Raw genomic sequence first — 25,425 nt, 5'->3', positions numbered from 1 at the left:
AGGCGCCGCCCCCTGCCCTGGAACGGGCGGTGCGGCTCCAAGGGAAGCGCAAACGCGGTCGCCCGCCCCAAGGAGCACCGATGCCGACGCCCCGCCGGCCCGGCCGGGCGGAAGAGGATCCGGGGTCACGGGGCCAGCCGGTCTCTTCCGGGACATCTGACAGCCTTCGGAAACAACACCGCTGAACCCCCCTGACCCGCGTGTACGCGAGCCAGGAGGGGTTCGTCAGCGCTTGTGGGACGTGCCTGGGACTGTGGATCGGGACCGAACGACTGCCGGTCTCTGCGGGCGGTTCCTGCTGGATCCCGGGCTGCCCGACATCGGCGGAATCGGCGTGTCCCGCACCCTGCGGGCCGGTGCACGAGCCTGCCGCCCCCTACCACTCCGAGCACGGCAAGCCCACGGCACAGGCTCAATCAGCCGGTGGCCTTCTGTGTGAATTCACTCGTGTACGTCTTCTCCAGGTCGATCGTGGCGTTCTTCAGGTTCGGGTTGAAGGACTTGAGCACGCGCTGCACCGTCGCGGGTCCATCGGCCGGCATCTTGCCGTCCTTGGTGAACATCGGCAGCGTGCTCTCGATCGCCTTGGCGTAGAGGCCCTCGCCGCCCTGCGCGTAATCGCTCGGCATCTTCGCCGCGATCTCCTTCGCGCTGTGCGTGGACATCCACTTGAGGGTGCGCACGAACGCGTTGGTGAGCTTCTGCACCGTGTCCTTGTGCCCGTCGACCCAGTCGGTGTTCATGTAGAGGCTGGAGGACGGGTACAGGCCGCCGAGCGCCTGCTTCGAGCCTTCGGGGGTGCGCATGTCGACGAGGACCTTGCCGATCTTCTTGTCGAGGATCTGCGCGACGGTCGGGTCGGTGGTCATGCCGCCGTCGACGGACCCCTTCTGCAGCGCGGAGATGAAGGTCTGGCCCGCGCCGACCGCAACGTTGCTGAACTTGTCCGTGGACACCCCGCCGTGGACGCCGAGGTACTTGGTGAGGAAGTCGGTGGACGAGCCGAGCCCGGTCACGCCGAGCTTCTTGCCCGCGAAGTCCTTCGGCGACTTCAGGCTGTCTGCCGCCTTGTTCGACACGATCTCGACCTCGCCGGGGGTCTGCGCGAGCTGGACCACGGACTCGACCTGCTTGCCCTTGGTCTGCAGGTCGAGGGTGTGGTCGTAGAAGCCGACGACGCCCTGGACGTTCCCGGCAACGAGGGAGGTGGTGGCGTCGATGCCGGCGGGCTCACTCAGCAACTCCACGTTGACGCCCTCGTCCTTGAAGTAGCCGAGGCGCTGGGACAGCATCGCGGGCAGGTAGATGACCTTGTCGATGCCTCCCACCATGATCTTGACCTTCGGCCCCTCGCCTCCCGAGCCGCCGCTGTCGGAGGCGTTGGAGGAGACCTGGTCGGCGCAGCCGCTGAGGGCGGCGAGCGCGGCCAGGGCCGCGGTGACGGTGGTGAGTTTGGCGGCAAGGGTGCGACGGGACATGTGCGGCTCCTGACGGCAGGGCGTGCGGTGGCGGGAGGATCTAGCGGGCTTCATCGGCGGCGGGCTTCCAGCGGAAGAGCTTGCGCTCCATGAAGGTGAGCAGGCCCTCGGCGAGCAGGGCGACGACGGCGAGGATGACCATCGCGGCGTAGACCCCGGCGGAGTTGAAGGTGCCCTGCGAGGCGGAGACGAGCAGGCCGATGCCCTTCGTCGCGCCGATGTACTCGCCGACGATGGCGCCGATCAGGGCGAAGCCGAAGCTGACGTGGAGGCTGGTGAAGATCCACGAGGTGGCGGCGGGGATGACGACCTGGAAGGTGACCTGCCGGTCGCGGGCGCCGAGGATGCGGGCGTTGTCGATGAGGTGGCGGTCCACCTCACGGGCGCCCTGGAAGGCGTTGAAGAAGACCGGGAAGAAGACGAGGACGACGGCGGAGGCGACCTTCGAGGCCGGTCCGAGGCCGAACCAGATGAGGAAGATCGGCGCGAGCACGATCCGCGGCAGCGCGTTGAGGACCTTGATGTACGGGCCCATGACGTCGGCCAGGAAGCGGACCCGGCCGAGCGCGATGCCGAGCACGACACCACCGATGACACCGACGACCCAGCCGAGCAGGGCCTCGTAGAGCGTGTACCAGATCTGTTCGAGCAGGGAGCCCTGCGGGGTGCCGTGCAGCGCCCATTGCTGGACCTGGTCCCAGATCTTCGAGGGCATCGAGAAGTTGAACGGGTCGATGATCCCGGCCCGCGAGAACCACTCCCACACACCGAGGACGAACACGAGCACGGCGACGCGGGACAGCAGGACGATGCCGCGGCGGCGGCGCGCGGCCCGGGCACGCTCCTCGGTACGGGCCGGCTTGGTGACGCCACCCGAGTCCGTCACGGTGGACGCAGCGGTGTCCGGTTCGGCGGTGATGTCAGGCGACATTCTGGGCACCCCTCTCGCGGGTGATACGGACTTCCTCGCCGAGCGACGACCAGATCTCCCGGTAGATCTCGACGAACCGGGGCTCCAGGCGGACCGCCTCGACGCGGCGCGGGCGCGGCAGGTCGATCGTGAAGATCTCCTTGACCGTGGCCGGCCCTGCGGTCATGACGACGACCTTGTCGGCGAGGGCGATGGACTCCTCCAGGTCGTGGGTGACGAAGACGACGGAGGATCCGGTGCCCGTCCACAGCTCCATCAGCTCGTCCGACATGAGAGCGCGGGTCTGGACGTCGAGCGCGGAGAACGGCTCGTCCATGAGCAGGATCGACGGGTCGTTGACGAAGGTGGCAGCCAGCGCGACGCGCTTGCGCTGGCCACCGGACAGCTGGTGCGGATAGCGGTCCTCGAACGCGCTCAGCCCGACGCGGGCCAGCCACTCCCGGGCCTTCTCCTTGGCCTCGGCCTTGGGGACGCCGCGGAAGCGGGGCCCGGCCATCACGTTGGACAGCACGGTCCGCCACGGGAACGTCGCATCCTGCTGGAAGACGAAGCCGACCCGCTCGTCGATGCCGCGCACCGGGGCGCCCGACAGCATCACCTCGCCGTCGGTCGGCTCCTCCAACCCGCTGACCAGGGTGAGGGTGGTGGACTTGCCGCAGCCGGTGGGGCCGACCACGGCGACGAACTCGCCCTGCTGGACGGTCAGGTCGAGATCGTGGACGGCGGTGTGAAAGGCGCCGGACGGCGTTCGGAATGCCTTGCGGACACCGCGCAGTTCGATGGCCGGGCTCGATGGGCTTGTCATGCCGGGGACGTTAGAAACAGCCGTGCGGGCTGGGAAGTTTTGGCCGACAACCACTGCCAGTTCCCGTAAAAGCAATTCTGCGCATTGTGCCGACCGCATCCGGGCCCGCTGCCGTCCAGGCTCTTCCCTGGCCGAAACAGCTGCGGTTACGGTGCGTTCACGCCGGCGAAACGTCCGGTCGCACGGGCGAGTTCCTGAAAGCAGGTGTCAGAAGTGGCCCGCTTGCGCATCGGCTGGCCGAGGCAGGTGTTCGCACAGGTGCTGATCGTGCAGTTGCTGATCACCACAGGCGTCTTGCTGTTGCTGACCGGCCTGTTCCTCCAGCCGCTCCGTACCCAGTTCGACGCCCAGGCCGAGCACGAAGCCCTGGCCATCGCCCAGACCACGGCGGTCGATCCGGAGATCGCCGCAGGTCTGCTGTCGGGCGCCCCCGATCCGACCGGGCCCGTGCAGCGGCAGACGGAGCGCACCCGGAAGGCGACGGGCGCCCTGTACATCGTGGTCATGGATCTGCGCGGGATCCGCTGGTCCCACACGGATGTGCAGCAGGTGGGCCACCGCGTGTCGACGGATCCGTCCACTCCGCTGCACGGTCACGTCGTCCTGGAGATCGACCGTGGCACCCTGGGCACGTCCGCGCGGGCCAAGGTCCCCCTGCGCGACAGGACGGGCGAGGTCATCGGGGCGGTGTCGGTCGGCATCGCCTACTCCGGCGTCCAAGAACGCCTTCTGGCCGCCCTGCCCGGACTGCTGCGCTACGCGGGCGCAGCCCTCGCGGTCGGCGCCGGCGCCGCGTTCCTCGTGGCCCGGACCCTGCGCAAGCGCACGCACGGGGTATCCGTCGCCGACATCGCGGCACTGCTGTCGGAACGGGAGGCGATGCTCCACGCGGTACGGGAGGGAGTCATCGCGCTCGACCAGCACGCACGCGTACGGCTGGTGAACGACGAGGCTTCCCGCCTGCTCGCGCTCGAGGAGGAAGCAGAAGGCCGGGATCTCAAGGAGGTCCTTCCGCCCGGACGCTCCCGCGACGTCCTCACCGGGCACGTCACCGGACGCGACCTGCTGACCGTACGCGAGAACCGTGTCCTCATCGCCAACCGGATGCCCACCCCCGACGGCGGCGCTGTCGTCACCCTGCGGGACCGCACCGAGGTCGAACTGCTGGGCCGCGAACTCGACTCCATCAAGGGCCTTCTGGACGCGCTGCGCGCCCAGGACCACGAGCACGCCAACCGCCTGCACACCGTCCTCGGCTACCTCGACCTGGACATGCCCGAGCGGGCCCGCGATTACGTCGCCGGCCTCACGCACGCCCGGCGCGCGTCGGCAGACAACATCGCGGAACGCATCCGGATCCCGATGGTCTCGGCTCTCCTGGTCGGGAAATCGGCCATCGCCGCCGAACGGAGCGTGACCTTGCGCCTGTCCGACCGCAGCCAGCTTCCCGCCCAGCTGATCGACGCCCGGGACGTCGTGACGGTGCTGGGCAATCTGATCGACAACGCACTCGATGTCGTCGGCGGTCAGGCCACCCGTCCCGCGGTGGAAGTCGAGGTCTTCGTCGAGGCCGACACGGTCGTGGCACGCGTCAGCGACAACGGTCCCGGAGTGCCCGTGGAACTGCGCGAGACCATCTTCGAAGAAGGATGGAGCACCAAGGAGTCCCCGCACCACCGCGGACGCGGACTCGGGCTGGCCATGGTGCGCAGCCTCGCCGAACGCTACGGCGGCACCGCCCGCGTCGCCGCCCGGGCCGGCGGCGGCGCCGTGTTCACCGTCACGTTCCCCGACATCGTCACGAGATCCGCAGCCCACACGCAGCCCACCCTGGCAGGAGACGCACCGTGATTGACGTCCTGGTGGTCGACGACGACTTCCACGTCGCGGAGATCAACGCCGCCTATGTCGACAAGACGGCCGGCTTTCACGTGGTGGGCACCGCCCACACCGCCCTGCACGCCATGCAGATGCTGGAGAGCCGGCACGTTGACCTGCTCCTGCTCGACCACTACCTCCCCGACCGGAACGGGCTGGACCTCGTGCGCCGGATGCGGCAGAAAGGCATGCGCAGCGACGTCATCATGGTGACTGCGGCGCAGGACGTCGAGGTCGTGGAAGCCGCTCTGCGCTACGGCGTGCTGCACTACCTCGTCAAACCGTTCACTCTGGACGGGCTGCGCTCCCGTCTGAAGAGCTACACCGAGTTGCGGCGCAGTTTGCAGGACGCCGGTGCGGGGACGAGCCCGGGGCAGCAACAGATCGACCGCATCTTCGGGGCCGTGCGCACGCCGGCGATCACTGCCGCGTCATCCGCCAAGGGCTGGTCGGGCCCCACCGTGGACCTGATCTGCCAGGTCATCGCCGAGGCCGATCACCCTCTGTCGGCACAGGACGTGGCGGCCCGCGCCGGTATCAGCCGCTCGACCGCCCATCGTTACCTGCGCTACCTCCAGGAGAACGGCTCACTCCAGCTCTCCCTGCGCTACGGCGACGCCGGCAGGCCCGAGCACCGATACGCCCGCGCGGCCACCGGACCGTGGGAGGACTGACCGGCGCCGCACGCGGCAGCGGCCCCGCGCCGTGGCGTGCGCAGTCGATCTTCTAGATCACCGTCGCCGGGTACGTCCACGACCACCCGCTCCGAACGGTCGTGGCGCCGGCCGGTGGCGGGCTCCCGGGGCAGGTGGCCGGCGCGGCGGGTCACAGCACGCCGGTACGCAGGGCGAAGGCCACGGCGTGGGTGCGGTTTCGCAGATTGTGGCGGGCCACCAGATCGTGGATGACGCTCTTGACCGTGCGCTCGGAGCGGCCGATCTTTTCGGCCACCTCTTTGGTGTTCAGACCGTCGGCGAGCAGTCCGAGCACCTCGACCTCTCTGGCCATCAGGCCCGCGACGTTGAGGCCGTGCGGTACCAGGGCGTTGTCCCGGAGCGCGTGGATCTGGCTGATCAGCCGCTGCTGCACGCCGTCGCCCGGTTTCGCGCGACCGGGCACGGCCGCCACGACGGCGCGCACCACGGCGTCGAAGCTGCTGTTGCGCCGGGGCAGCAGGCTGACCAGTCCGAGGCCGATCGCGCGCAGCATGGAGTGTTCCGGGAATTCATTGGCGACGAGTACGACGGGCAGCCGACGGCCGTTGCGGGCGCACTCGCGGCCCACGCGCTCCACCCTCGTCAGCATGGTCCCGGTCACTTCGTTGGCCAGCACCAGCAGCACGTCGGCGGCCCGGCAGTCCAGGGAACGCGGCGCTATCTCCTCGTACGACGTCAACCGCACAATGGCCCCCTCTTCCGTGATGGGGTCATCGGCGAGCACGGCTACGGCAATCGAAGTTCCCAAGGATTCCCCCTTGATGGGCACCCCGCACGATCGGGCCGCCCCTCCCGGGGGGAGCGGTCCGCTGCGCGGAGCCGTGTCATGCCGTACCGGAATGTGTCGTGCGTGCTTGACAGATTCCGGCAACCCCTCGCATGCACGGGTCATGTGGTCGGACCCAATGTAACCCAACCGGAATCCCGCATTCGGATAATCTGTTTTAAACCCTGTCTTGGGACGCCCCCTTCGGGGTGATTGTTTTCGGTCACCCGTTTCGGCGGTGGCGCCGAGCCCTGACACTCCCCGGCCCCGGCACCACCTCCCGGCGTATCACCGTCCGGCGAGCTCCTCGACCACCGGCGCAAAATCACGCATGGCCGATTCATGCACACTGATGTACGAAAAACCGAATCGATCGCGCCGCTCCAGGAGCTGGGACGTGATCTCCTTCACAGAACCGATCAGTACCGTGGGTGCGTCCGCCGCCCGCTCGGCCGTCAGGTGGGGCGTCCGGCGGCTCAGCGCCTCGGCCGCTTCCCGGCGGCGGGACGTCACCACCACCGCCTGGACCAGAATGTTGCGCTCGACGCCGGCGGCGCGCTCCCCGGCCGCTCGCTCGAAGCAGTCGACCCGTTCCGCGACCGCGGCGGCGTCCAGAAGCTCCAACGTACCCCGCCGCGCACCGGGTTTGAGGGCGGCGCCGGTGAACGCGACGATGTCGGCATGGCGCGCGGCCAGCCGCAGCACCCGGTCACCGTTGCCGCCGATCACCATGGGGGGCCGGAACGGGGGTTGGGTGTCGCCGAGTTCACGGGGATTGTCCAGCAATCGTGTCAATTCGACGACCGTCGCCTCCAGGCGGTTCACCCGGCTTCCGGCCGTACCCCAGTCCACGCCGGCCTTTTCGAACTCCGCGCGGACGTATCCGGTGCCCAGCCCCACGTCGAGCCGCCGGTCGGTGAGCCGGTCCGTCGTCATCACCTCACGGGCCAGCAGCACAGGGTTCCAGAAGGCGCTGTTGAGCACGAAGGGGGCCACCCGGATCCGCTCGGTCACCGAGGCGGCGGCGACCAGCGCGGGAAAGGGGGCCTGCACACCGAGGTGGTCCGGCACCGTGAGGACGTCGTAGCCGAGCGCTTCCGCGGCACGGCACTTTTCCGTCCATTCCCGGTGTCCCGTCGCGGAATTCAGGTTGACCCCGAACCGGAATACATTCATGAGTTCTCGTGGTTCCTTCCCGAGAGTTCAAGGGGCTGCGGAGTGAACACCGGCTGCGGGAGAAGCGCACCGAATTCATGGAGAACCGCGGAGATTTCATCCGCCAGTTCCCCGGCGGACACACCGCTGATGCGGTCGCCGCGATAGGCCAGCGAGCCCCGTAGCGTGGCGCCGTTTTCCGCGAAGGTGATGGTGAGCGGGAACTTACTGGTTTCCGTGCGCGCGGCGACGAAGTCCACCGGAGTCAGCTCGGCCGCCCCGAGCGTCCCCGACCAGCGGGTCAGGCTGACGCTGTTGAGCAGGACATCGACGTACGGGGTGTGCCCGCGGGAGCGCGCCGGCGCGAGGGCGCGCACCACGTCGTCGAACGGGGCCGCGCGGTGCTCGAAGGCCGCGAGGGCGTCCTCCCGGACGGCCCGCAGCAACGCGGCGAGTGACGTCTCGCGCGTGCAGCGGGAGCGCAGCACCAGCGTGTTCAGGCACGGTCCGATGACGTCCTGGAACCCGGCCTCGCCACGGCTCGCCACCGGGATGCCGAAGGTCAGGTCCTCCCGCCCGGTCCAGCGGTGCAGTGCCGCGGCGACCGCGGTGGCCTGGATGATGAAGGCCGAGGTCTTCTCGGCGCGCTGCACGGGCAGCAGCCGCCCGGCCAGGCCGGGCGCCAGCCGCAGCCCGAGGTTCCCCGGGGGCTCGGGGACGGGGGGTGCGCCGAGGTCCAGGGAGCTGGGGGCGTCCGCCAGCCGGTCCTGCCAGTACGCGAGGCCGGCCGGCGCCGGCGAGCCGTTCCGCTCGGCGGCCACCAGGTCGCGGTACTGGTGCGGGGGCGCCGGCGGCAGGGCCGCCTCCGGTGCGGCCGCCGCGTAACAGCGCTCCAGCTCCCGTACGAACAGCGGCACCGACTCGCCGTCGAGGACGAGGTGGTGGACGCAGATCGCGAGGACGTGGCGGTGCGGCGCCACCGTGAACAGCGCGGCGCGCAGCAGCCGTCCGCTGCGCGGCACCAGGTCGTGCGCGGTGTCGGCCGCCCAGCGCCGCAGCCTTGCCTCGCGCTCGGCCGCGCCGCACCGGGTGAGGTCGACATGCTCCACGTCGGGCGTCCACGCCTCGGTGACGTCCTGGTACAGGCGGCCGTCGCGGTCGACGAAGCGGGTGCGCAGGATCTCGTGCCGGGAGATCAGCAGGGCGAGTGCGCGGTGCAGCGCCGCCGGGTCCAGATCTCCCGTCACCTCCCAGGACAGCGGGACGTGATAGGTCGCGTGGACGGGGTCCAGGCGCTGGGCGAACCAGATGCTCTCCTGGAAGCCGGACGCCGGGAACGCCTCGCCGGGCGTGGGACGGGCCGCCGGGGCGTCCGCGGGCCGGGGCCGGGCGCGGTCATCGGCCGGGGCGGGGGTCCGGCGCGCGTCGATGGCCCGGACCAGCTCGCTGAAGCCGGGGTGGCTGAAGAGTTCCCGCAAGGACAGCTCGACGCCGAAGCGCCGGCTGATCCGGGTCAGGAGCGTGGTGGCGAGCAGGGAGTGCCCGCCCATCTCGAAGAAGGAGTCCTCGACCGAGGTCACCGGCGCGCCCAGGACCTGCTGCCAGATCTCGGCGAGTGCGGCGGCGGTGGGCGAGGTCAGGGAGATGACAGGCGTGCGGGCCACGGGAGTGGGTGCGGACGGTCCGTCCGGGCGCGGCCCGTCCGCGACCGCCGGCGCGGGTGCCGCGGGGCCGGGGGACGCGGGCGGGACGCCGAGCGCGGGCAGCGCGTCCCGGGCCTCGGCGAGGGTGCGGTGCGGGGCGTCGACCATGTCCGCCACGACGGCGAGATGGTCGCGGGCCAGTGAGGCGAGCAGATCCGCGCCCAGTGTGCCGTGCGGGTCCTTCCACAGCATGCGGCTGCCGCGGCCGTCCTCGACGAGCAGGGCGTTGAGCCGGTAGTCCGCCACATCGCCCAGGTCCAGGAGGCGCAGCTCGCCGTGTGCGTCCCCGCCGGTGAGTGCGATCCGGCTCACGTCGGCGCCGCGCCCGCCGGTGCCCTCGTGGTACCCGAACTGCGTGTACGAGAGGACCACCTGGTGGGTACGGTCCCGCTGGTCCGGCGCCGACAGGTCCGCGGCCCGCAGGATCGCGGGCAGCGGCAGCTCACCGTGGGCGGTGCCGGCGCGCACCTGGGCGCGCAGACCGGTCAGCAGCTCCGCGTAGGTGCGCGCGCCGGACAGCCGCTCGCGGTAGGGCAGGACGTTGACGAAGCAGCCGACCCGCTCGGCGAGGGCCGGACCGGGCCGTCCGTGGTAGGGCGCCGAGACGATGAGGTCGTCGGCGTCGGTGTGGCGGTGCAGGGTGACGAAGAGGGCGGCGAACATGACCGTGAAGTACGTGACGTCCAGTTCACGGGCCAGCTTCCGGGCGCGCCGGACCAGTTCGGGGTCGATGGCACAGGGCCGCTGGCGGTAGCCGGCCGGCTCGTCCCGTACGGGCAGCGGGCGGGCCGGGGCGGTGCCCGCGAGCGCGGTGCGCCAGTACGCGCGCAGCGGCGCGCCGTCGTCCCCGAGGGCCAGTTCCCACGAGCGCCGGGCGTGGGAGACGAGGGGGCCGGGGGCGTCCGGCCCGCCGAGCAGGTCTCCGGCGTAGGCACGGCGCAGGTCGTCGAGGAGCAGGGGGACCGAGGTGCCGTCCAGGATCAGGTGGTGGATGGTGAGCAGCACCACGGTGCGGTCCGCGCAGCGCAGCACCTCGGCGCGGGCCAGCGGGCCGCGGCTCAGGTCGAGGGGCCGGTGGGCGGCCAGGACGGCTTCGTCGGCGGTGGCGCCGACGGCATGGACCGCGAACGGGACGGGAGGCGCCCCGGCCCAGGTCAGACGGGTGCCGGTGGCGCCCTGTTCGACGCGGGCCCGCAGCATGGGGTGGCGGCGGGCCAGTTCGGTGACGGCCGCCCGCAGCCGCTCGGTGTCCAGGTCGCCGCTGACCTCCAGGGTCAGCGGGACGACGTGCGTCAGCGTCTCGGGGTCGCGCTGCCAGGCGATCCACATGGCCTCCTGTACGGCGGACAGGGGCAGGGCGTCGTGCGGCGCGGACCACCGGGTGCCACGGCCGTGGGGCCGGTTGCCGGTCGCGTCAGCCATGGGGCCTCCGGTGTGAGTCATGACACGTGTGCGGCGAGTGCGCGCTTGTCGGTCTTGCCCGAAGGGCTCAGCGGCAGTTCGGGCACGGGCACGAAGCGGCGCGGCACCATGTAGCCGGGCAGCGCCGCGGCGGCGCGGGCCGCCAGGCGTGCGCCCAGCTCCTCCTGGTCGGCGCCGGGCCCGGGGGTGTAGCAGGCCGCGAGCATGCGTTCACCGATCCGGCTGGTGACCGGCAGCACCACGAGGTCCCGGACGCCTTCGGTGGTGCGCAGCGCGGCCTCGATCTCGCCCGTCTCGATCCGGTAGCCGTTGATCTTCACCTGGTCATCGGCGCGTCCCGCGTACTCCCAGCTGCCGTCCGGCCGGGCGACGGCCAGATCGCCGCTGCGGTAGTAGCGCCGTGCCTCGCCGGTGCCCGCCACGTCGAGGAGGGGGTAGCGCTCGTCGGTCAGATCCGGACGGTTCAGGTAGCCGATCGCCAGCTGGTCACCGGCGAGGCAGAGTTCGCCGACCCTTCCCGGCGGGGTGGGGCCTCCCCACGCGTCGAGCAGCACCACCTCGAAGCCGTCGAGCGGGCGCCCGATGTTCAGCTCCGGGGCGGCGGCCGCGCCCGCGGGAGCCGGGGCGTCCGGGGCGGACGGGGCATCGGGGGCGTCCGTCGGCCGTGGGTCGATCTCGCTCTCCGGCAGCCTCCGGCAGGTGGCGAACACCGTCGTCTCGGTGATGCCGTACATGTTGAAGAACTCCGTACGGGTGCCGTGGAGCCGGCGCCATTCGCGGACGGCGTCCACGTCCACCGGCTCACCGCCGAAGATGACGTACCGCAGGGCCGTCGCGGGCCGCTCGGCGGTGTCCTCGGCACGGGCCACGGCCGAGCGGGACAGATAGCGGAACACCGAGGGCACCTGGTTGAGGACGGTGACGCGCTCGGACACCACGAGGTCGAGGGTCGCCTCGGGCGAACGGGCGACCTCGGCCGGCACCACGACCAGCTTGGCGCCGTGGGCCAGGGCGCCCCACATCTCCCAGACGGAGAAGTCGAAGCAGGGCGAGTGGAACAGCGTCCACACGTCGTCGCCGCGGAGCGCGAACACCCGGTCGCAGGCCGCCAGCAGCGCCGTGACGTTCCGGTGGGACACCTCGACGCCCTTGGGGTCGCCGCTCGACCCGGAGGTGTAGATGACGTAGGCGGGCATGTCCGGGGTGACCGTCACCCGGCCGCCCTCCAGGGGAGGCTGGGAGCGTACGGCGTCATCGACGGTGATGACGGTCGCGTCGGGCAACACCTCGGCCACGTCCTGGTCGCTCACCACCAGGTCCAGTGACGCGTCGCGTGCCATGTAGCGCACCCGGTCGTGCGGGTACGCGGGGTCCAGCGGTACATAGGCGCAGCCCGCCTTCATGACGGCGAGCACCGCGGCCACCACGTCGGCCCCGCGCCGCAGGTAGAGGCCGATCCGGGTGCCCGGCGCGGGATCGTGCCGCAGGAGGGCGGTGGCCAGACGGGCGGCCCGCTCGTCCAGCTGACGGTAGGTCAGGGTCTGCCGGCCGTCCGTCACGGCCTGCGCGTGGGGGGTACGCGCCGCCTGTTCCTCGAACAGCCGGTGCAGCGTCAGTTGTGCCAGCACGTGGGATCTCTTCCTCGTCAGGAACGCAGGCTCAGGGGGCGCAGGTCGGTCCACGCCGTATCGATGTGGGACAGGCAGACGGACTTGGGGCCCGTGACGCCCACGGATTCCCAGCCGGCCGGGGCCGGGCGGTCCGCCGGCCAGACGGAGTACTGGTCCTCGTGATTGCGGACCACGGTGTAGCGGCGGTCGTCATCGTCCTCAAACATGGGCAACGCGGTCCTCTCCTGTGTGAACGGTTCCCGTGCGGGGGTTTCCGGTGCGGCGTGTGCCGTGGTCCGGCAGGCCGGGCCGGGCGAGGGTGAGCAGCTGGGCGCGCATCCGGGTGAGCATGTCGGCGCCGTGCGGGCCGGTGAGGAAGAAATGGCCGCCGGGCAGGTGCCACGTCCGGAAGGCGCGCGCCGTGTGCCGGCCCCAGGCGGCGAGTTCGGATTCCGACACCAGGGCGTCGTCCGTGCCGCCGAACGCGCTGAGGGGGATGTCCAGCGGGGGCCGTTCGCGGTACGCGTAGGTGAAGTCCAGCTCGAAGTCGGCCCGCAGGGCGGGAAGTGCCAGCCGCCGGATGTCCGGCCGGGCCAGCACCCCCGCGGGCGTGCCGCCCAACCGGTCGAGAAAGGCGAGCAGTTCGTCGTCCGGCAGATCGTGGCAGGACACCTCCGCGCTGCCCAGATGGGGCGCCTTGTGCGCCGCGACGATCAGCGCGGCCACCGAGGTGTCCGGCAGCTCCCGCAGCCGCGCGGCCACCTCGTACGCGATCAGGGCGCCGAGGCTGTGGCCGAAGAGGACCACGGGGCGGTCGCACTCGGCGCGCAACACCTCGGTCAGGGCGTCGGCCAGCGGTTCCATCCGGCGAAACGCCGATTCCCGTAACCGCCCGCCGCGGCCCGGCAGCTGGACCGCGCAGATCTCCACCTCGTCGGGGAGCAGCGCCGACCACGGGTGGTACATGGACGCCGCGCTGCCCGCACCCGGCAGGCAGACCAGGCGCACCCGGGCGTCGGGGCGCGGCGGGAAGCGCAGCAGCCAGGGATTCTTCACCGGTCCTCCCGGGGTTCGGCGGGGGCGGCGGTGCGCCGCACATGGGCCGCGAGGTCGCGGACGGTGGGGTGGTGGAAGATGTCGCCGACGCGCAGGGACAGTCCGGCCTCCCGTGCCCGGTGCACCAGTTGGATGCTCTTGAGGGAGTCCCCGCCAAGGGCGAAGAAGTCCTCGGTGACATCGGTCCCCGGACGGTCGAGCACCTGGGACCAGATGCGCGCGAGCGCGCTTTCGACGTGGTCCGCGGGTGCCACGCGGTCGGTCGCGGGGGCCGGTGCGGGGGCGGCGGGCGCGGGCAGGGCGGCGCGGTCGACCTTGCCGCTCGCGTTGAGCGGGAGGCGGGGCAGCACGACGGTCCGCGAGGGGACCATGAACGCGGGCAGACAGGCGCGCAGCCGGCCGTCCACCGCGGCGACGAGGGCGTCGGGGTCCGGTGCCGGTCGGGAGCCGTCGGTTTCGTACGGTACGAGATACGCGGTGAGCCGTACCCCCGTGGCGCCGTCCGGGCGGGTGGCGACCACGACGGCGTCGCGGATGCCGGGGTGGGCGCGCAGCACGTTCTCGATCTCACCCGGCTCCACCCGGATACCCCGGATCTTGACCTGATGGTCGTTACGGCCCAGGAAATCCAGGCTCGCATCGGTCCGCCACCGCACCAGATCGCCCGTACGGTACAACCGCGCACCCGGCGCCCGGCTGAACGGATGCGGCACGAACCGGTCCGCGGTCAGCGCGGGCTGCCCCAGGTACCCCCGGGCCAACGCCACCCCGCCCAGGTACAGCTCACCGGGCACCCCCACCGGCACCGGCCGCAACTCCGCATCCAGCACATACACCTCGGCACCCGCGATCGGCCGCCCGATGGAGACCCGCGGATCGGGTGCCTCTCCCCCGGCGGCCTTCGGCGCGCACTCCTCCTCGGTCACCTCGATCGACGCCTCGGTGGGCCCGTACGCGTTGAACAGCCGGGCGGGCAGGCGCTCCAGACAGCGGTCGCGGGTGGCGCGGGGCAGCTCCTGGCCGCTGCAGAGCACCCGGCGCAGCGACGCACAGCGGTGCAGCCCGGGCTCTTCGAGGAAGGCGGTGAGCAGCGGCGGCACGAAGTGCACGGTGGTCACCCGCTCGCGTTCGATCACCTCGACGAGGTAGGTCGGGTCCCGGTGGCCGCCCGGCTCCGCCACGACGAGCGTGGCCCCCGCCGTCAGCGGCCACAGCAGCTCCCACAGGGAGACGTCGAAGGTGACGGGCGTCTTGTGCAGGACGCGGTCGGAGGCGTCCAGTCCGTGGGTGTCCTGGATGCCCTGGATGCGGTTGGCCAGTCCGCGGTGCGGGACACCCACCGCCTTCGGGGTGCCGGTGGATCCGGAGGTGTGGATGACGTACGCGAGATGGTCGGGGCCGACCCGGCCGGGGGCCATGGGCCGGTCCGGCCACCCGCCGTCCTCCCAGGGAAAGGTGTCCACGGCCGTGACGGGCACGCCCGCGTCGGCGAGGACGGGAGCCAGCTCCCGCGTGGTGAGGACATGGGCGGCGCCCGCGGCACGGAGCATCCGCACCAGCCGGGCCGGCGGGTCCTCGGGCGACAGCGGCAGATACGCGCTCCCACTGGCCATGACAGCCAGGACCGAGGTGACCAGGCCGGTGCCGCGGGGCAGGCAGACCGCGACGGGGGTGTCCGCCGCGGCGCCGTGTGCGGCCAGGTGCCACGCCAACTGACCCGTCCGGCACGCAAGTTGCGCGTAGCTGAGCCGCTCGTCCGCGAAGACCACGGCGGTGGCCCCGGGCGTACGCCGCGCCTGCCGGTCGACGGCCTCGTGCACCGGGCCGTCCCACGGGTGTGCCTGCGCGCTCCGGTTCCCCTGGCGCAGCAGCCGGTCCGTCTCCTGCTCGTCGGTGAGGGAGAACCGCGACAGCCGGGTCCCGGGGGCGTCCAGCGCGCTGCGCAGCAGGTGCTGGTACTGCCGCGCCAGGCGGCCTACCGTCTCCGCGTCGAAGAGTTCCGTGCGGTAGCGGAAGCAGCAGTCCGCGCCGCCGGTGCCGTCCGGGCCGGGCGCGTGGGGCCGGATCTCCAGCCAGAGGTCCGTGAAGGTCGTCCGCGGGTTCACCGGGAAGATGTCCGTCGCCAGCCCGGCCAGTTCGGGCGCGGAGAGCGGCTGCTGGAGCGCGAACATCGCCTGGAACAGCGGGTCGTGGCTGCGTGCGCGCTCGGGGCTCAGCTCCGTGACGATCCGGTCCAGCGGTACGTCCTGGCGAGGGAAGGCGTCCAGGGCGCTGCGCCGCACCCGGCGCAGCAGCTCCTCGAACGTCACCTCGCCGGACAGATCGATGCGCAGCGGCAGGGTGTTGACGAACATGCCGATCACGGGGGCGAGTTCGGGCCGGGCGCGGCCGGCGCTCGGGCTGCCGATGACCAGGTCCTCGGCGCCCGACAGGCGGGAGAGCTGGAGGGCGAACACCGCCAGCAGCAGCATGAACGGCGTGGCCTTGTGCCGTGCCGCGGCGGCCCGTACCGCCTGCCAGCTCTCGCGGCTCAGCGGCACGGTGTGCGTCGCGCCGTCGAAGCCCTGAACCGCGGGGCGGGGGAAGCTGGTGGGCAGCTCCAGCAGCGTCGGCGCCCCGTCCAGCCGGGTCCGCCAGTGGGCGAGCGCGGCCCGGGCCCCGGCGCCCTCCAGTGCGCCGCGCTGGCGGGCCGCGTACTCCCCGAACTGCAGCGGCACCGGCTCCAGGGCGGGATCGCGCCCGGCGGTGCGCGCCGCGTACAGCTCGGACAGCTCCGCGAAGAGCCGGTCCATGGACCAGCCGTCGCACACGGTGTGGTGGCAGATGACGGCGAGCACGTGGTCCTGCTGGTCCAGGCGCACCACACGGGTCCTGAGGAGGGGGCCCGTGGCGAGGTCGAAGGCCCGCTCGGTCTCCGTCTCGATGAGCGTCCGGGCCCGCTCGTCACGGTCTTCCCCCGGTTGCCGCGTCAGGTCGGTGACCGGGAGGTCGAGGGGGCGGCGGGGCATCACATGCTGCCGGGGCTCGCCTTCCCCGTCGGGCCGGAAGACCGTGCGCAGCGCCTCGTGCCGGTCCACGACGCGGTTCAGGGACCAGTGCAGCGCCTCGGTGTCCAGGGGCCCGCGCAGCCGGAGGGCGGCCACCAGGTTGTAGGCGCCGCTGCCCGAGTCGAGCTGGTCGAGGAACCACAGGCGCCGCTGGGCGAAGGACGCCGGGTGGGACGGGTGCGTGTCCGCCGCGCCGGTGGGCTCGGCCCCGGGAGCGGTCCGGTGCGTCATGCGAGGCTCCCTTCGACGATGCGGGCCAGGTCGCCGGCGGTCGGGTGGTCGAATACGTCGTCGAGCGAGAGCGCCACCCCGAACCGCGCCTCGACGAGGGAGAGCAGCTCGACGGCGGCGAGGGAGTCCCCGCCGTGTTCGAAGAAGTCCGGATCGGTGACGTCCTCGGGCGTGCCGAGCACCTGCCGGAAGAGCGCGAGCAGGGCCTGCCCGACCGGCTCGGGCGTGTCCGGCCCCGGCCGTTCCGTCTCCTCCGGGGCCGGGGCGACGGCCGTTTCCGAGGCGCGGGCCGTCTCGGAAACGGGCTCGGGCCGCACCAGATGGGGCCGCCGCTCGAAGGGGTAGGTGGGCAGCGGCACCCGGCTTCGGTCCGCTCCGGTGTGCAGGCGGTCCCAGTCGATCGTCGCGCCACCGCGCCACGCCCGGCCCACGGCGTCGAGCAGCACGGCGCGGGCGTCGGCCGCTCGCGGTGGTGTCCGCTCCGCAAGCTCCGTCCAGAAGCCCGGGTCGGCCGCCTCGGCCGGGCTCACCGGTGCGCCGGTGCCGGCATGGGTCCAGGGCATCTCGGGGGTGCGCCAGGCGGCCGCCCGGACCGCCTCCCGCAGCGGATCCGCGCCCCGCGCCGCCGCGCCGGCGATCCGCAGCGCGTCGGCGAGCGGCAGCGCCCCGGCGACGGCCGCGGCCACCAGGGCGCCCGGCCCCCGACCCGTGACGGACGCGGGGGCCACCCCCCAGTCCATGAGCGTGCGGGTCAGCGCGTAGGCGACGGTGAAGCGCGCCACTCGCTCCGGCTCCGGATCGGCCGTGACCGCCGCGTCCGCCGTCAGCAGCTGCCGTACCTCCCGGCCGAGCGGCGCGTTCAGCGCCCGGCAGCAGGCGTCGGCCGCGTCCCGGAAGGCCGGGAAGGACGCGTACAGCCCGCGGACGGAACCGGGCTCCCATGCGTCCGCTCCCGCGCACGTGAGGACGGCCGGTGTGCCGCCCGGCTCGTCCTCCGGCCGTACGGCGCTGTCCTCCGCCGCCGGTGCCGCGAGCGCCGCGAGGGCCTGGGCGCGGTCGGCGCAGACCAGGTGGCGGCGGTGGCCGAACGCGTGCCGGCCCAGCTGGAGGGTCCGGGCGACGGCGTCCAGCGGCAGTTCCGGGTGCCGGCGCAGATGCTCGGCCAGCCGCCCGGCCATCGTGTCCAGGGCGGTGGGCGTGCGGGCCGAGAGGACCAGGAGCTGCTCGGCGGGGGCGGGCGGCAGCGCGGCCGGTACGGCGTCCGGCGCCTCTTCCAGCACCACGTGCGCGTTGGTGCCGCCGATCCCGAAGGAGCTGACACCGGCCCGCCGCGGCAGCCTGCTGGTCTCCCACTTGCGGGTGCGGGTGGTGACGCCGAAGGGCGTGGCCCCGAAGTCGATCCGCGGGTTCGGCCCGGTGAAGTGCAAGGTGGCCGGGAGGGTGCGGTCCTCCAGCGCCAGGACGGTCTTGATGAGGCCCGCGACTCCGGCGGCGGTGTCGGTGTGCCCGATGTTCGTCTTGACCGAGCCCAGGGCCACGGGCCCTTCGGCGCCGGTGTCCCGCGCGGTGCGGTCGCCGGTGCCGTCCGCGCCGAACACCTGGGCCAGCGCGGTCACTTCGATGGGGTCGCCGACCGGTGTCCCCGTGCCGTGTGCCTCGATGTAGGAGATGTCGTCCGGGGACACCCCGGCCGCGAGCTGCGCCCGGCGGATGACCTCCGCCTGGCCGCGTACGCCGGGGGCCGTGTAGCCGGCGCGGTCGTGGCCGTCGTTGTTCACGGCCGAGCCGCGGATCACCGCGTGGATGTGGTCGCCGTCCTCGATCGCGTCCCGCAGCCGGCGCAGGACGACGACGCCGGCGCCGTCCCCGGCCACGATGCCCCGGGCGTCCTCGGAGAACGTCCGGCAGCGCCCGTCCGGTGACATGGTCCCGCCTTCCCGGTGCCAGTAGCCGGACCGGGGGGCCCGCAGCGTGACGCCGCCCGCCAGTGCCGTGTCGCACTCACCGGCCAGCAGCGCCAGGCTCGCCGTGTGCACCGCGACCAACGAGGTCGAGCACGCGGTCATGACTGCCACGCTCGGTCCGGTCAGGCCCAGGGCGTACGACACCCGGGTGCACAGGTGCTCGGGGTCGTTGGCGAGGCTGAGGGTGAGGTCGTCCACGCCCGGGAAGCGGTCGGTCCGGCCCCGAATCACCGAGGCGTAGCCGTTGCGTCCGGCGCCCGCGTACAGCCCGGTCGTGCCCGGGACCGCGAGCGGGTCGTATCCCGCCCGCTCCAGCGCTTCCCAGGCGCATTCCAGGAAGATCCGGTGCTGCGGGTTGAGCAGGTCGGCGTCGCGTTCCGAGAGGCCGAAGAACTCGGCGTCGAAGCCGCCGAGGTCCGCGACGGCACCGTGCTCGCGGACATAGCGCGGATCGGAGCAGCGCTCCGGGTCCTCGCCCCACTCCCGCAGCTCGTCCACGGTCAGGGTCCGGACGCCGTCGACGCCGGTCACCACGTTGTGCCAGAACTCTTCCGGCGTCACGGCTCCGGGGTAGCGGCAGGCCATGCCGACGACGGCGATACGGGTGTCGTCGGCCTCGTCGCCGTACGCGGCGCCTTCCGCCTCGGTGTGCTCGTTGAAGTGCTCGGCGGTCACTGTCGTTCAGCCCTTCCGTGAGAGGTCCGCGCCCGCATCGCCGTCAGCCGGGCCGCGCCGCGCCGACGGCGCTCGGCGCCGCCGTCCCCGTCGCCGGTACGGCCCGCGGGCCGGTCCTCGGCCGTGCTGCCCGGGGCGCCGGACAGCTGCCGGGCGAGGCCGGCGATGGTCGGGTACGCGTAGAGGTCGGCGATCCGCACCGGGGTGCCCAGTTCGGCGGTGAGCCGGTCGCGGACCGACGCCAGCAGCAGCGAATGGCCGCCCGCGTCGAAGAAGTTGTCGTCCGTCCCGAAGGACTCGTGGCCGAGCGCCCCCGCCCAGACGTCGCTGATCAGCTGCTCCAGTGGTGTCCTGGCGCGCCGGTGGGCGGTGGCGGGCGGCGGGGTGAGTTCCCGGGCGCCCTCGGCGAGCGCCGTGCGGTCGACCTTGCCGTTGGCGGTGAGCCGTACCGAGGGCAGGAGGAGATAGCGGCGCGGGTGCATGTGGCGGGGCAGGTGCCGGGTCATGTGGTCGTGGAGCGCGGCGAGGTCGGGGGCTCCGGACGGGTCGGCGGGCACCAGGTAGGCGGTGAGTTCGGGCTCCGCGGTGCCGTCCGGACTCTCGGCCGCCACGACGGCGTCGCGGATGCCGGGGTGGGCGCGCAGCACGTTCTCGATCTCACCCGGCTCCACCCGGATACCCCGGATCTTGACCTGATGGTCGTTACGGCCCAGGAAATCCAGGCTCGCATCCGTCCGCCACCGCACCAGATCGCCCGTACGGTACAACCGCGCACCCGGCGCCCGGCTGAACGGATGCGGCACGAACCGGTCCGCGGTCAGCGCGGGCTGCCCCAGATACCCCCGGGCCAACGCCACCCCGCCCAGGTACAGCTCACCGGGCACCCCCACCGGCACCGGCCGCAACTCCGCATCCAGCACATACACCTCGGTGCCGGTCACGGGCCGCCCGATGCCGGGCAGGGTGTCCCGCTCGCCGCCGCCGGCCGGGACCGTGCCCGAGGTGGCGACGACGGTGTTCTCCGTGGGGCCGTAGTTGTTGACCAGCCGGAAGGGCAGTGGGTGCCGGCCCGTTCCGTGCAGCCGGTCGCCACCGGTCAGCACCGACCGGAGGGCCGACGCGGCGGGCCAGGGCTCCCGGAGCATCCGTTCCAGGAGAGGCGTGGGCAGGAAGGCGCTGGTGATCCGGCGTTCGGTGAGCCAGGAGCGCAGCTCGGGCGGCGACAGGACGGTCTCGGCCGCGGGCACTTCCACGGTGGCGCCGGCGGTCAGGGCCGACCAGGTCTCCCAGACGGACGCGTCGAACCCGGGGGCGGCGATGAGGGTGGAGCGGTCACCCGGTCCGATGCCGAACTCCGCGCGGTGCCAGGCCACCAGGTTCGCCAGCGCGCGGTGTTCGACCAGCACGCCCTTGGGCCGTCCCGTCGATCCGGAGGTGTACATCACGTAGGCGAGATCACCGGGACCGGCGGACGCCGCGGGCGGGCCGTCCGGGGCGTCCGCCGCGTCCCGCAGGGAGCTGAGCGTCTCCACCCGCCCGTACTCCAGGCCCGCGCGGTGCTCCGGGCCGGTCAGCGCCAGCAGCGGACGGGCCTCGGCGAGGAGGGCGGTCAGCCGGGGCGCGGGATGCGCGGGGTCGAGCGACAGGTAGGCCGCGCCGCTCTTGAGGACGCCGAGCTGCGCGGTCACCAGGTCCGCGCCGCGCGGCAGGCAGGTCGCCACGAGGGTTCCCGGTCCCGCGCCCGCCGCGCGCAGCCCGGCCGCGACGCGGTCGGCCGCGCGGTCCAGTTCGGCGTAGGTCAAGGTGGCGTCGTCGCTGCGTACCGCCACGGCGTCCGGTTGGGCCCGCGCCTGCCGCTCGACGAGTTGGTCGACCCGCTCCCGCACGGCGCGCCCTGCCGCCCGCTCCGGGGCTCCGGCCCAGTCGGTGAGCAGCATCCGCTCCTCCTCGGCCCCGAGTACCGGCAGCCGCGACACCGGGGTGTCCGGATCGTCGAGGGCCGCGGACAGCAGGCGGAGGTAGCGGTCGCCGATCAGCTCGGCGCTGCGGCCGTCGAAGACGTCCGTCTGGTAGCCCACCCATGCCTCGGTGCGCTGCCGGTTGCCCGCCAGATGCAGCGCCAACTCGTACTTGGCCGTCCGCGTCGGGACCGGCAGCGGCGACGCGTCGAGACCGGGCAGCGCGGTGCCGTCGGCGGGCAGGTCCTCGTAGGTGACCACCGTCTGGAACAGCGGGTGGCGGGCGGTCGAGCGGTCCGGCTGCACCTCCTCGACCAGCAGCTGGAAGGGCAGGTCCTGGTATTCGTGCCCGGCGAGGATGGTGTCGCGCACCTGGTGCAGCAGCGCGCCGAAGGTGGTGTCCGCGGTGCAGCGGACGCGCACCGGCATCATGTTGACGAACAGCCCGACGGTGCCCTCGACCTCCATCTCCGTACGGCCGCTGACCGGTACGCCGATGACCAGGTCGGACGCGCAGGTCATCCGGGAGAGCAGGGCCGCGTAGCCGCTGAGCAGGGTGATGAAGCGGGTGACGCGGTGGCGGACGGCGACGGCGTCGACGCGTTCCGCCAGTTCGGACGGGACGGGGAAGACACGGCTGTCCCCCGCGAAGCTCGGTGCCGCGGGGTGCGGCCGGTCGGTCGGCAGGGCCAGTTCGAGCGGTGCGCCGGCGAGTTCGGCGCGCCAGTGGTCCAGTGCCTCATGGCGGCGGGGCCCCGCCAGGAGCCGTTGCTCGGCGGCGACGCAGTCGCGGTACGAGCGCGCCGGCGCGGCCTGCGGGTCGTCGTCGCCGGCCACCATGGCCGCGTACAGGACGGCCAGTTCCCGGTCGATGATGCCCATGGACCAGCCGTCGACGACGATGTGGTGGAAGGTGAGGACCAGCGCGTGGTCGTCCGGGGCCAGGCGGATGAGTTCCGCGCGCAGCACCGGGCCGTGCGCCAGGTCGAACGGCGCCAGCGCGGCGCGGGTCACCGCCTCGTCCAGCGCCGCGTCCCGCTCGGCCGCGGGCAGCGCGCTCAGATCGGTCAGCGGCAGCTCCACGCTCGCCTCGGCGGCGATCCGCAGCACCGGCGCGCCGGCCACGGTCGGGAAGGAGGCACGCAGCGCGTCGTGCCGCGCCACCAGCCGGTCGAGGGCCCGGCGCAGGGCGTCGGCGTCCAGCGCGCCGCGCAGCCGGGTGGCCCTGGGCACGTTGTACTCATTGCCGTCGGGCCGCAACTGCCAGAGGAACCACAGTCGTTGCTGGGCCGAGGACAGGGCCGTGTCCACGCTCATGCCCGTGCTCACGCCTGCGCACTTCCCTCGTATCCGCGGCACCGCAGGACGAACTCCGTGAGCTGCTCCACGGTGGGCCGCTCGAAGAACTCGCTCATCGGGACCTCGACGCGCAGCGACCGCTCGATACGGGAGATGATCTGCGAAGCCGTCAGCGAATGACCGCCCAGTTCGAAGAAGTTGTCGCGGTCGCCCAGCTTCTCGACGCGCAGCACCTGTCTCCAGATCTCGCCGATCGTGCGCCGCACGTCCTCGCCCGAGATCTGATCCGCCGGCCCGGACTCGGAAACCATGGCCACAAGACCCCTTCCGCCTGTGAAGGATGCGATGGTTTCCCGCCGTGATGCGTGAAACCTCTGTCCGCCCACAAGATGTAAGCCGCACCGGCCAGTTCCCACCATCACACCCGAAAGGGAAGCGCCCGCTGCACTGTCGGGCAGCGGCACGCTCACGCCCGCGGCGGAGCCGGAACGCAGGTGGTCGCCCTCCCTGGCTTGATCCCGTCGAAAGGCCCCGAACGGGTCAATCGGAGTCTCAAGTTCCTTATGCCGTACGGGCTCGGGGTTAACTGATCTTGAAATATGGCGACGGTGCCGGCACGCGGGGGAAGCCGGTCGCGGTGAGGAGTGTGTGACGTGGGCAGAAAGCTGCGGGGTCTTCGGGGCCGGTTGCGGTACTGGTTCGACGGGACGATGGACCGGGGGACGCCCGCGCTGATCGGCTGGCTGGCGCTCGCCTCGGTGGTGCTGATCGCGGCGGTGACCGTGCTGGTCGTGCTCTTCACCGACGAGGACACGGAGAAGAACGGCGGCTGGGCCGGTGTCGTCTGGATGAGTGTGCTGCGCACGCTCGACCCCGGCACGATGGGCGGGGACACCGGCGGGCCGGTCTTCCTCGGGCTGATGCTGACCGTGACGATCGGCGGGATCTTCATCGTCAGCGCCCTGATCGGTGTGCTGACGACGGGTCTTGAGGCCCGGATCGAGGAGCTGCGGCGCGGCAAGTCGCGGCTGGTCGAGCGCGGGCACACCGTGGTGCTGGGCTGGTCGGAGCAGGTCTTCACGGTGCTCGCGGAGCTGGTGGAGGCCAATCAGAGCGAGCGGCGCTCGTGTGTGGTGATCCTCGCCGACCGGGACAAGGTCAAGATGGAGGAGGAGATCCGCCGCCGGATCCCGGAGACCGGCCGGACGCGGGTGATCTGCCGCTCCGGGAGCCCGTTGCAGCGGCAGGACCTGGAGCTGGTGAGCCTGGACGCGGCCAAGTCCGTCATGGTGCTGCCGCCGGTCGGGGACGACAGCGACACCGAGGTCATCAAGGTGCTGCTGCTGCTCAACAGCCGGGTCTGGAAGCGGGAGCGGCCCAACATCGTGGCGGCGGTCCAGAATTCGCCGAATCTGGCGGCGGCGCGGCTGGCGGCCGGGGACTCCGCACTCGTCATCGACGCCGACGACATCGCCGTACGGCTGATCGTGCAGTCGCACCGGCAGTCCGGTCTGTCGACCGTCTTCAACGAGCTGCTCAGCTTCGAGGGCAACGAGATCTACCCGTACGCGGCGGGCCCCCTGGCGGGCGGCACGTACGGCGAGGCGCTCAACGGGTTCGAGCTGGGGATCCCCGTCGGGCTGCGCAGGGAGAACGGGGAGGTGCAGGTCAACCCGCCGATGGAGGCGGTGATCTCGGACGCGGACGAGATTCTGGTGATCGCGGAGGACGATCTGCTGATCCGGCGGGCGCAGACCCGGCCGGAGGTCGTCGAGGCGGCGATGACCACGGGGAGCGGCGGGGAGTCCACGCCCGACCACACACTCGTCATCGGCTGGAACTCCCGCGCCGCGAAGATCATCACGCTGCTCGACCGCCTGGTGGAGCCCGGTTCGGTGATCGATGTCGCGGCGACCCGCGAGCCCGCGGCGCTGCCCAGGGAGGGGCTGGAGAACCTCGCCGTCGGCTTCCGGCGCTGCGAGCCGACGCACCGGCCGTCGCTGGAGGCGCTGGGGCTCGACCGCTACCGGCACATCATCGTGCTGACCGACGACGACATCGGCTCCGACCGCGCCGACGACCGCACGCTGGTGACCCTGCTGCACCTGCGGGACATCGCGACCCGCACCGGCACCCCGTACTCGATCGTCACGGAGATGAACAGCGACGCCAACCGGGAGATCGCGCAGGTCACCAAGGCGGACGACTTCATCGTCAGCACCAAGATCATCAGCCTGCTGCTGACCCAACTCGTCGAGGACCGGAAGCTGTACGCCGTCTTCAGCGACCTCTTCGACCCCGAAGGTTCGGAGATCTATCTGAAGCCCGCCGGCGGCTACCTCGCGCCGGACACCCCGGCCACCTTCGCGACGGTCATCGAGGCGGCCCGGCGGCGCGGCGAGACCGCCATCGGCTACCGCCGCGCGAGCGAGAGCGACACCCCGCCCGCGTACGGCGTCGTCCTCAACCCGCCCAAGAACGCGCCGCTCTCGCTGCGGGCGGACGACGCGATCGTGGTGCTCGCCGAGACCGGGCGGATCTCCGCGCCGGTGCCCGCGGCCCGTACGGAGCCGGACCCGGAGGGCGTCGGGGCGAAGGCGCCCCGCGGCTGAGCCCGGACCTCGCCGCAGCGGCCCCGTTCCCGGCACACCCGGGGGCGGGGCCGCTCGCCATCACCCACATGGGTGACGGAGGGGCGGCCCGGGCCCGCGGGGGCCGTCGGGCCACAATC

General features: G+C 72.4%; 16 protein-coding genes. 3 read left to right on the top strand and 13 right to left on the bottom strand.

Going from position 1 to position 25,425, the window contains the following annotated elements; translation table 11 throughout:
* Positions 1-416 precede the first annotated feature (416 nt).
* From ACF1BH_RS06165 to ACF1BH_RS06155, 3 genes are read right to left on the bottom strand one after another with little or no spacing between them, the layout of a single operon-like run.
* Complete coding sequence (locus ACF1BH_RS06165) at positions 417-1,478, bottom strand: ABC transporter substrate-binding protein (RefSeq protein ID WP_391641218.1); 1,062 nt, start codon at positions 1,476-1,478, stop codon at positions 417-419.
* A 40-nt stretch (positions 1,479-1,518) separates the two neighbouring features.
* A complete protein-coding gene (locus ACF1BH_RS06160; protein WP_391641217.1) occupies positions 1,519-2,409 on the bottom strand; it encodes an ABC transporter permease in 891 nt (296 codons plus the stop codon).
* Positions 2,399-3,214: an ABC transporter ATP-binding protein gene (locus ACF1BH_RS06155; RefSeq protein WP_391641216.1), complete on the bottom strand. Its 816-nt coding sequence runs from the start codon at positions 3,212-3,214 to the stop codon at positions 2,399-2,401. The genes ACF1BH_RS06160 and ACF1BH_RS06155 overlap by 11 nt, the downstream gene beginning before the upstream one ends.
* 222 nt (positions 3,215-3,436) lie before the next feature.
* Here ACF1BH_RS06155 and ACF1BH_RS06150 point away from each other — a divergent pair, with 222 nt between their 5' ends.
* The gene (locus ACF1BH_RS06150; protein ID WP_391641607.1) at positions 3,437-5,065 is read left to right on the top strand and encodes an ATP-binding protein; all 1,629 of its coding nucleotides are present in this window, start codon (positions 3,437-3,439) and stop codon (positions 5,063-5,065) included.
* A complete protein-coding gene (locus ACF1BH_RS06145) occupies positions 5,062-5,766 on the top strand; it encodes a response regulator (RefSeq protein ID WP_391641215.1) in 705 nt (234 codons plus the stop codon). The genes ACF1BH_RS06150 and ACF1BH_RS06145 overlap by 4 nt, the downstream gene beginning before the upstream one ends.
* Positions 5,767-5,917: 151 nt before the next feature.
* On the opposite strand, the gene ACF1BH_RS06140 is transcribed toward ACF1BH_RS06145, so the two are convergent.
* The 10 genes from ACF1BH_RS06140 to ACF1BH_RS06095 all read right to left on the bottom strand — a co-directional run bounded on the left by ACF1BH_RS06140 (position 5,918) and on the right by ACF1BH_RS06095 (position 23,005).
* On the bottom strand, positions 5,918-6,556 hold the full coding sequence (locus tag ACF1BH_RS06140) for a LuxR C-terminal-related transcriptional regulator (protein WP_391641214.1): 639 nt from the start codon (positions 6,554-6,556) through the stop codon (positions 5,918-5,920).
* A gap of 306 nt (positions 6,557-6,862) precedes the next feature.
* Entirely contained in the window at positions 6,863-7,750 is an 888-nt protein-coding gene (locus ACF1BH_RS06135) for a TIGR03621 family F420-dependent LLM class oxidoreductase (protein ID WP_391641213.1), read from the bottom strand.
* Positions 7,747-10,854, bottom strand: a complete 3,108-nt coding sequence (locus ACF1BH_RS06130) for a condensation domain-containing protein (protein ID WP_391641212.1) — start codon at positions 10,852-10,854, stop codon at positions 7,747-7,749. The genes ACF1BH_RS06135 and ACF1BH_RS06130 overlap by 4 nt, the downstream gene beginning before the upstream one ends.
* A gap of 17 nt (positions 10,855-10,871) precedes the next feature.
* Positions 10,872-12,482 carry an amino acid adenylation domain-containing protein gene (locus ACF1BH_RS06125; protein WP_391641211.1) on the bottom strand — a complete coding sequence of 537 codons (1,611 nt, stop codon included), beginning with the start codon at positions 12,480-12,482 and terminating at the stop codon, positions 10,872-10,874.
* A gap of 17 nt (positions 12,483-12,499) precedes the next feature.
* Entirely contained in the window at positions 12,500-12,691 is a 192-nt protein-coding gene (locus tag ACF1BH_RS06120) for an MbtH family protein (RefSeq protein WP_391641210.1), read from the bottom strand.
* Positions 12,684-13,520, bottom strand: a complete 837-nt coding sequence (locus ACF1BH_RS06115) for a thioesterase II family protein (protein ID WP_391641209.1) — start codon at positions 13,518-13,520, stop codon at positions 12,684-12,686. The genes ACF1BH_RS06120 and ACF1BH_RS06115 overlap by 8 nt, the downstream gene beginning before the upstream one ends.
* Positions 13,517-16,798, bottom strand: a complete 3,282-nt coding sequence (locus ACF1BH_RS06110) for an amino acid adenylation domain-containing protein (protein ID WP_391641208.1) — start codon at positions 16,796-16,798, stop codon at positions 13,517-13,519. The genes ACF1BH_RS06115 and ACF1BH_RS06110 overlap by 4 nt, the downstream gene beginning before the upstream one ends.
* Positions 16,795-19,437 (bottom strand): type I polyketide synthase, encoded by a 2,643-nt coding sequence (locus ACF1BH_RS06105; protein ID WP_391641207.1) that lies wholly within the window; start codon positions 19,435-19,437, stop codon positions 16,795-16,797. The genes ACF1BH_RS06110 and ACF1BH_RS06105 overlap by 4 nt, the downstream gene beginning before the upstream one ends.
* On the bottom strand, positions 19,434-22,712 hold the full coding sequence (locus tag ACF1BH_RS06100; protein ID WP_391641206.1) for an amino acid adenylation domain-containing protein: 3,279 nt from the start codon (positions 22,710-22,712) through the stop codon (positions 19,434-19,436). Before ACF1BH_RS06100 ends, ACF1BH_RS06105 begins: the two co-directional genes overlap by 4 nt.
* An 8-nt stretch (positions 22,713-22,720) precedes the next feature.
* Positions 22,721-23,005: a phosphopantetheine-binding protein gene (locus ACF1BH_RS06095; RefSeq protein ID WP_391641205.1), complete on the bottom strand. Its 285-nt coding sequence runs from the start codon at positions 23,003-23,005 to the stop codon at positions 22,721-22,723.
* Between the two features lie 342 nt (positions 23,006-23,347).
* On the opposite strand from ACF1BH_RS06095, the gene ACF1BH_RS06090 reads away from it, so the two are divergent.
* A complete protein-coding gene (locus tag ACF1BH_RS06090; RefSeq protein WP_391641204.1) occupies positions 23,348-25,306 on the top strand; it encodes a potassium transporter TrkA in 1,959 nt (652 codons plus the stop codon).
* The last annotated feature ends 119 nt before the right edge of the window (positions 25,307-25,425 follow it).

Origin of the sequence: Streptomyces sp. NPDC014733, from assembly GCF_043083385.1 — a bacterium.
GTDB lineage: Bacteria > Actinomycetota > Actinomycetes > Streptomycetales > Streptomycetaceae > Streptomyces.
This window is presented reverse-complemented; position numbering and strand designations above follow the sequence as displayed.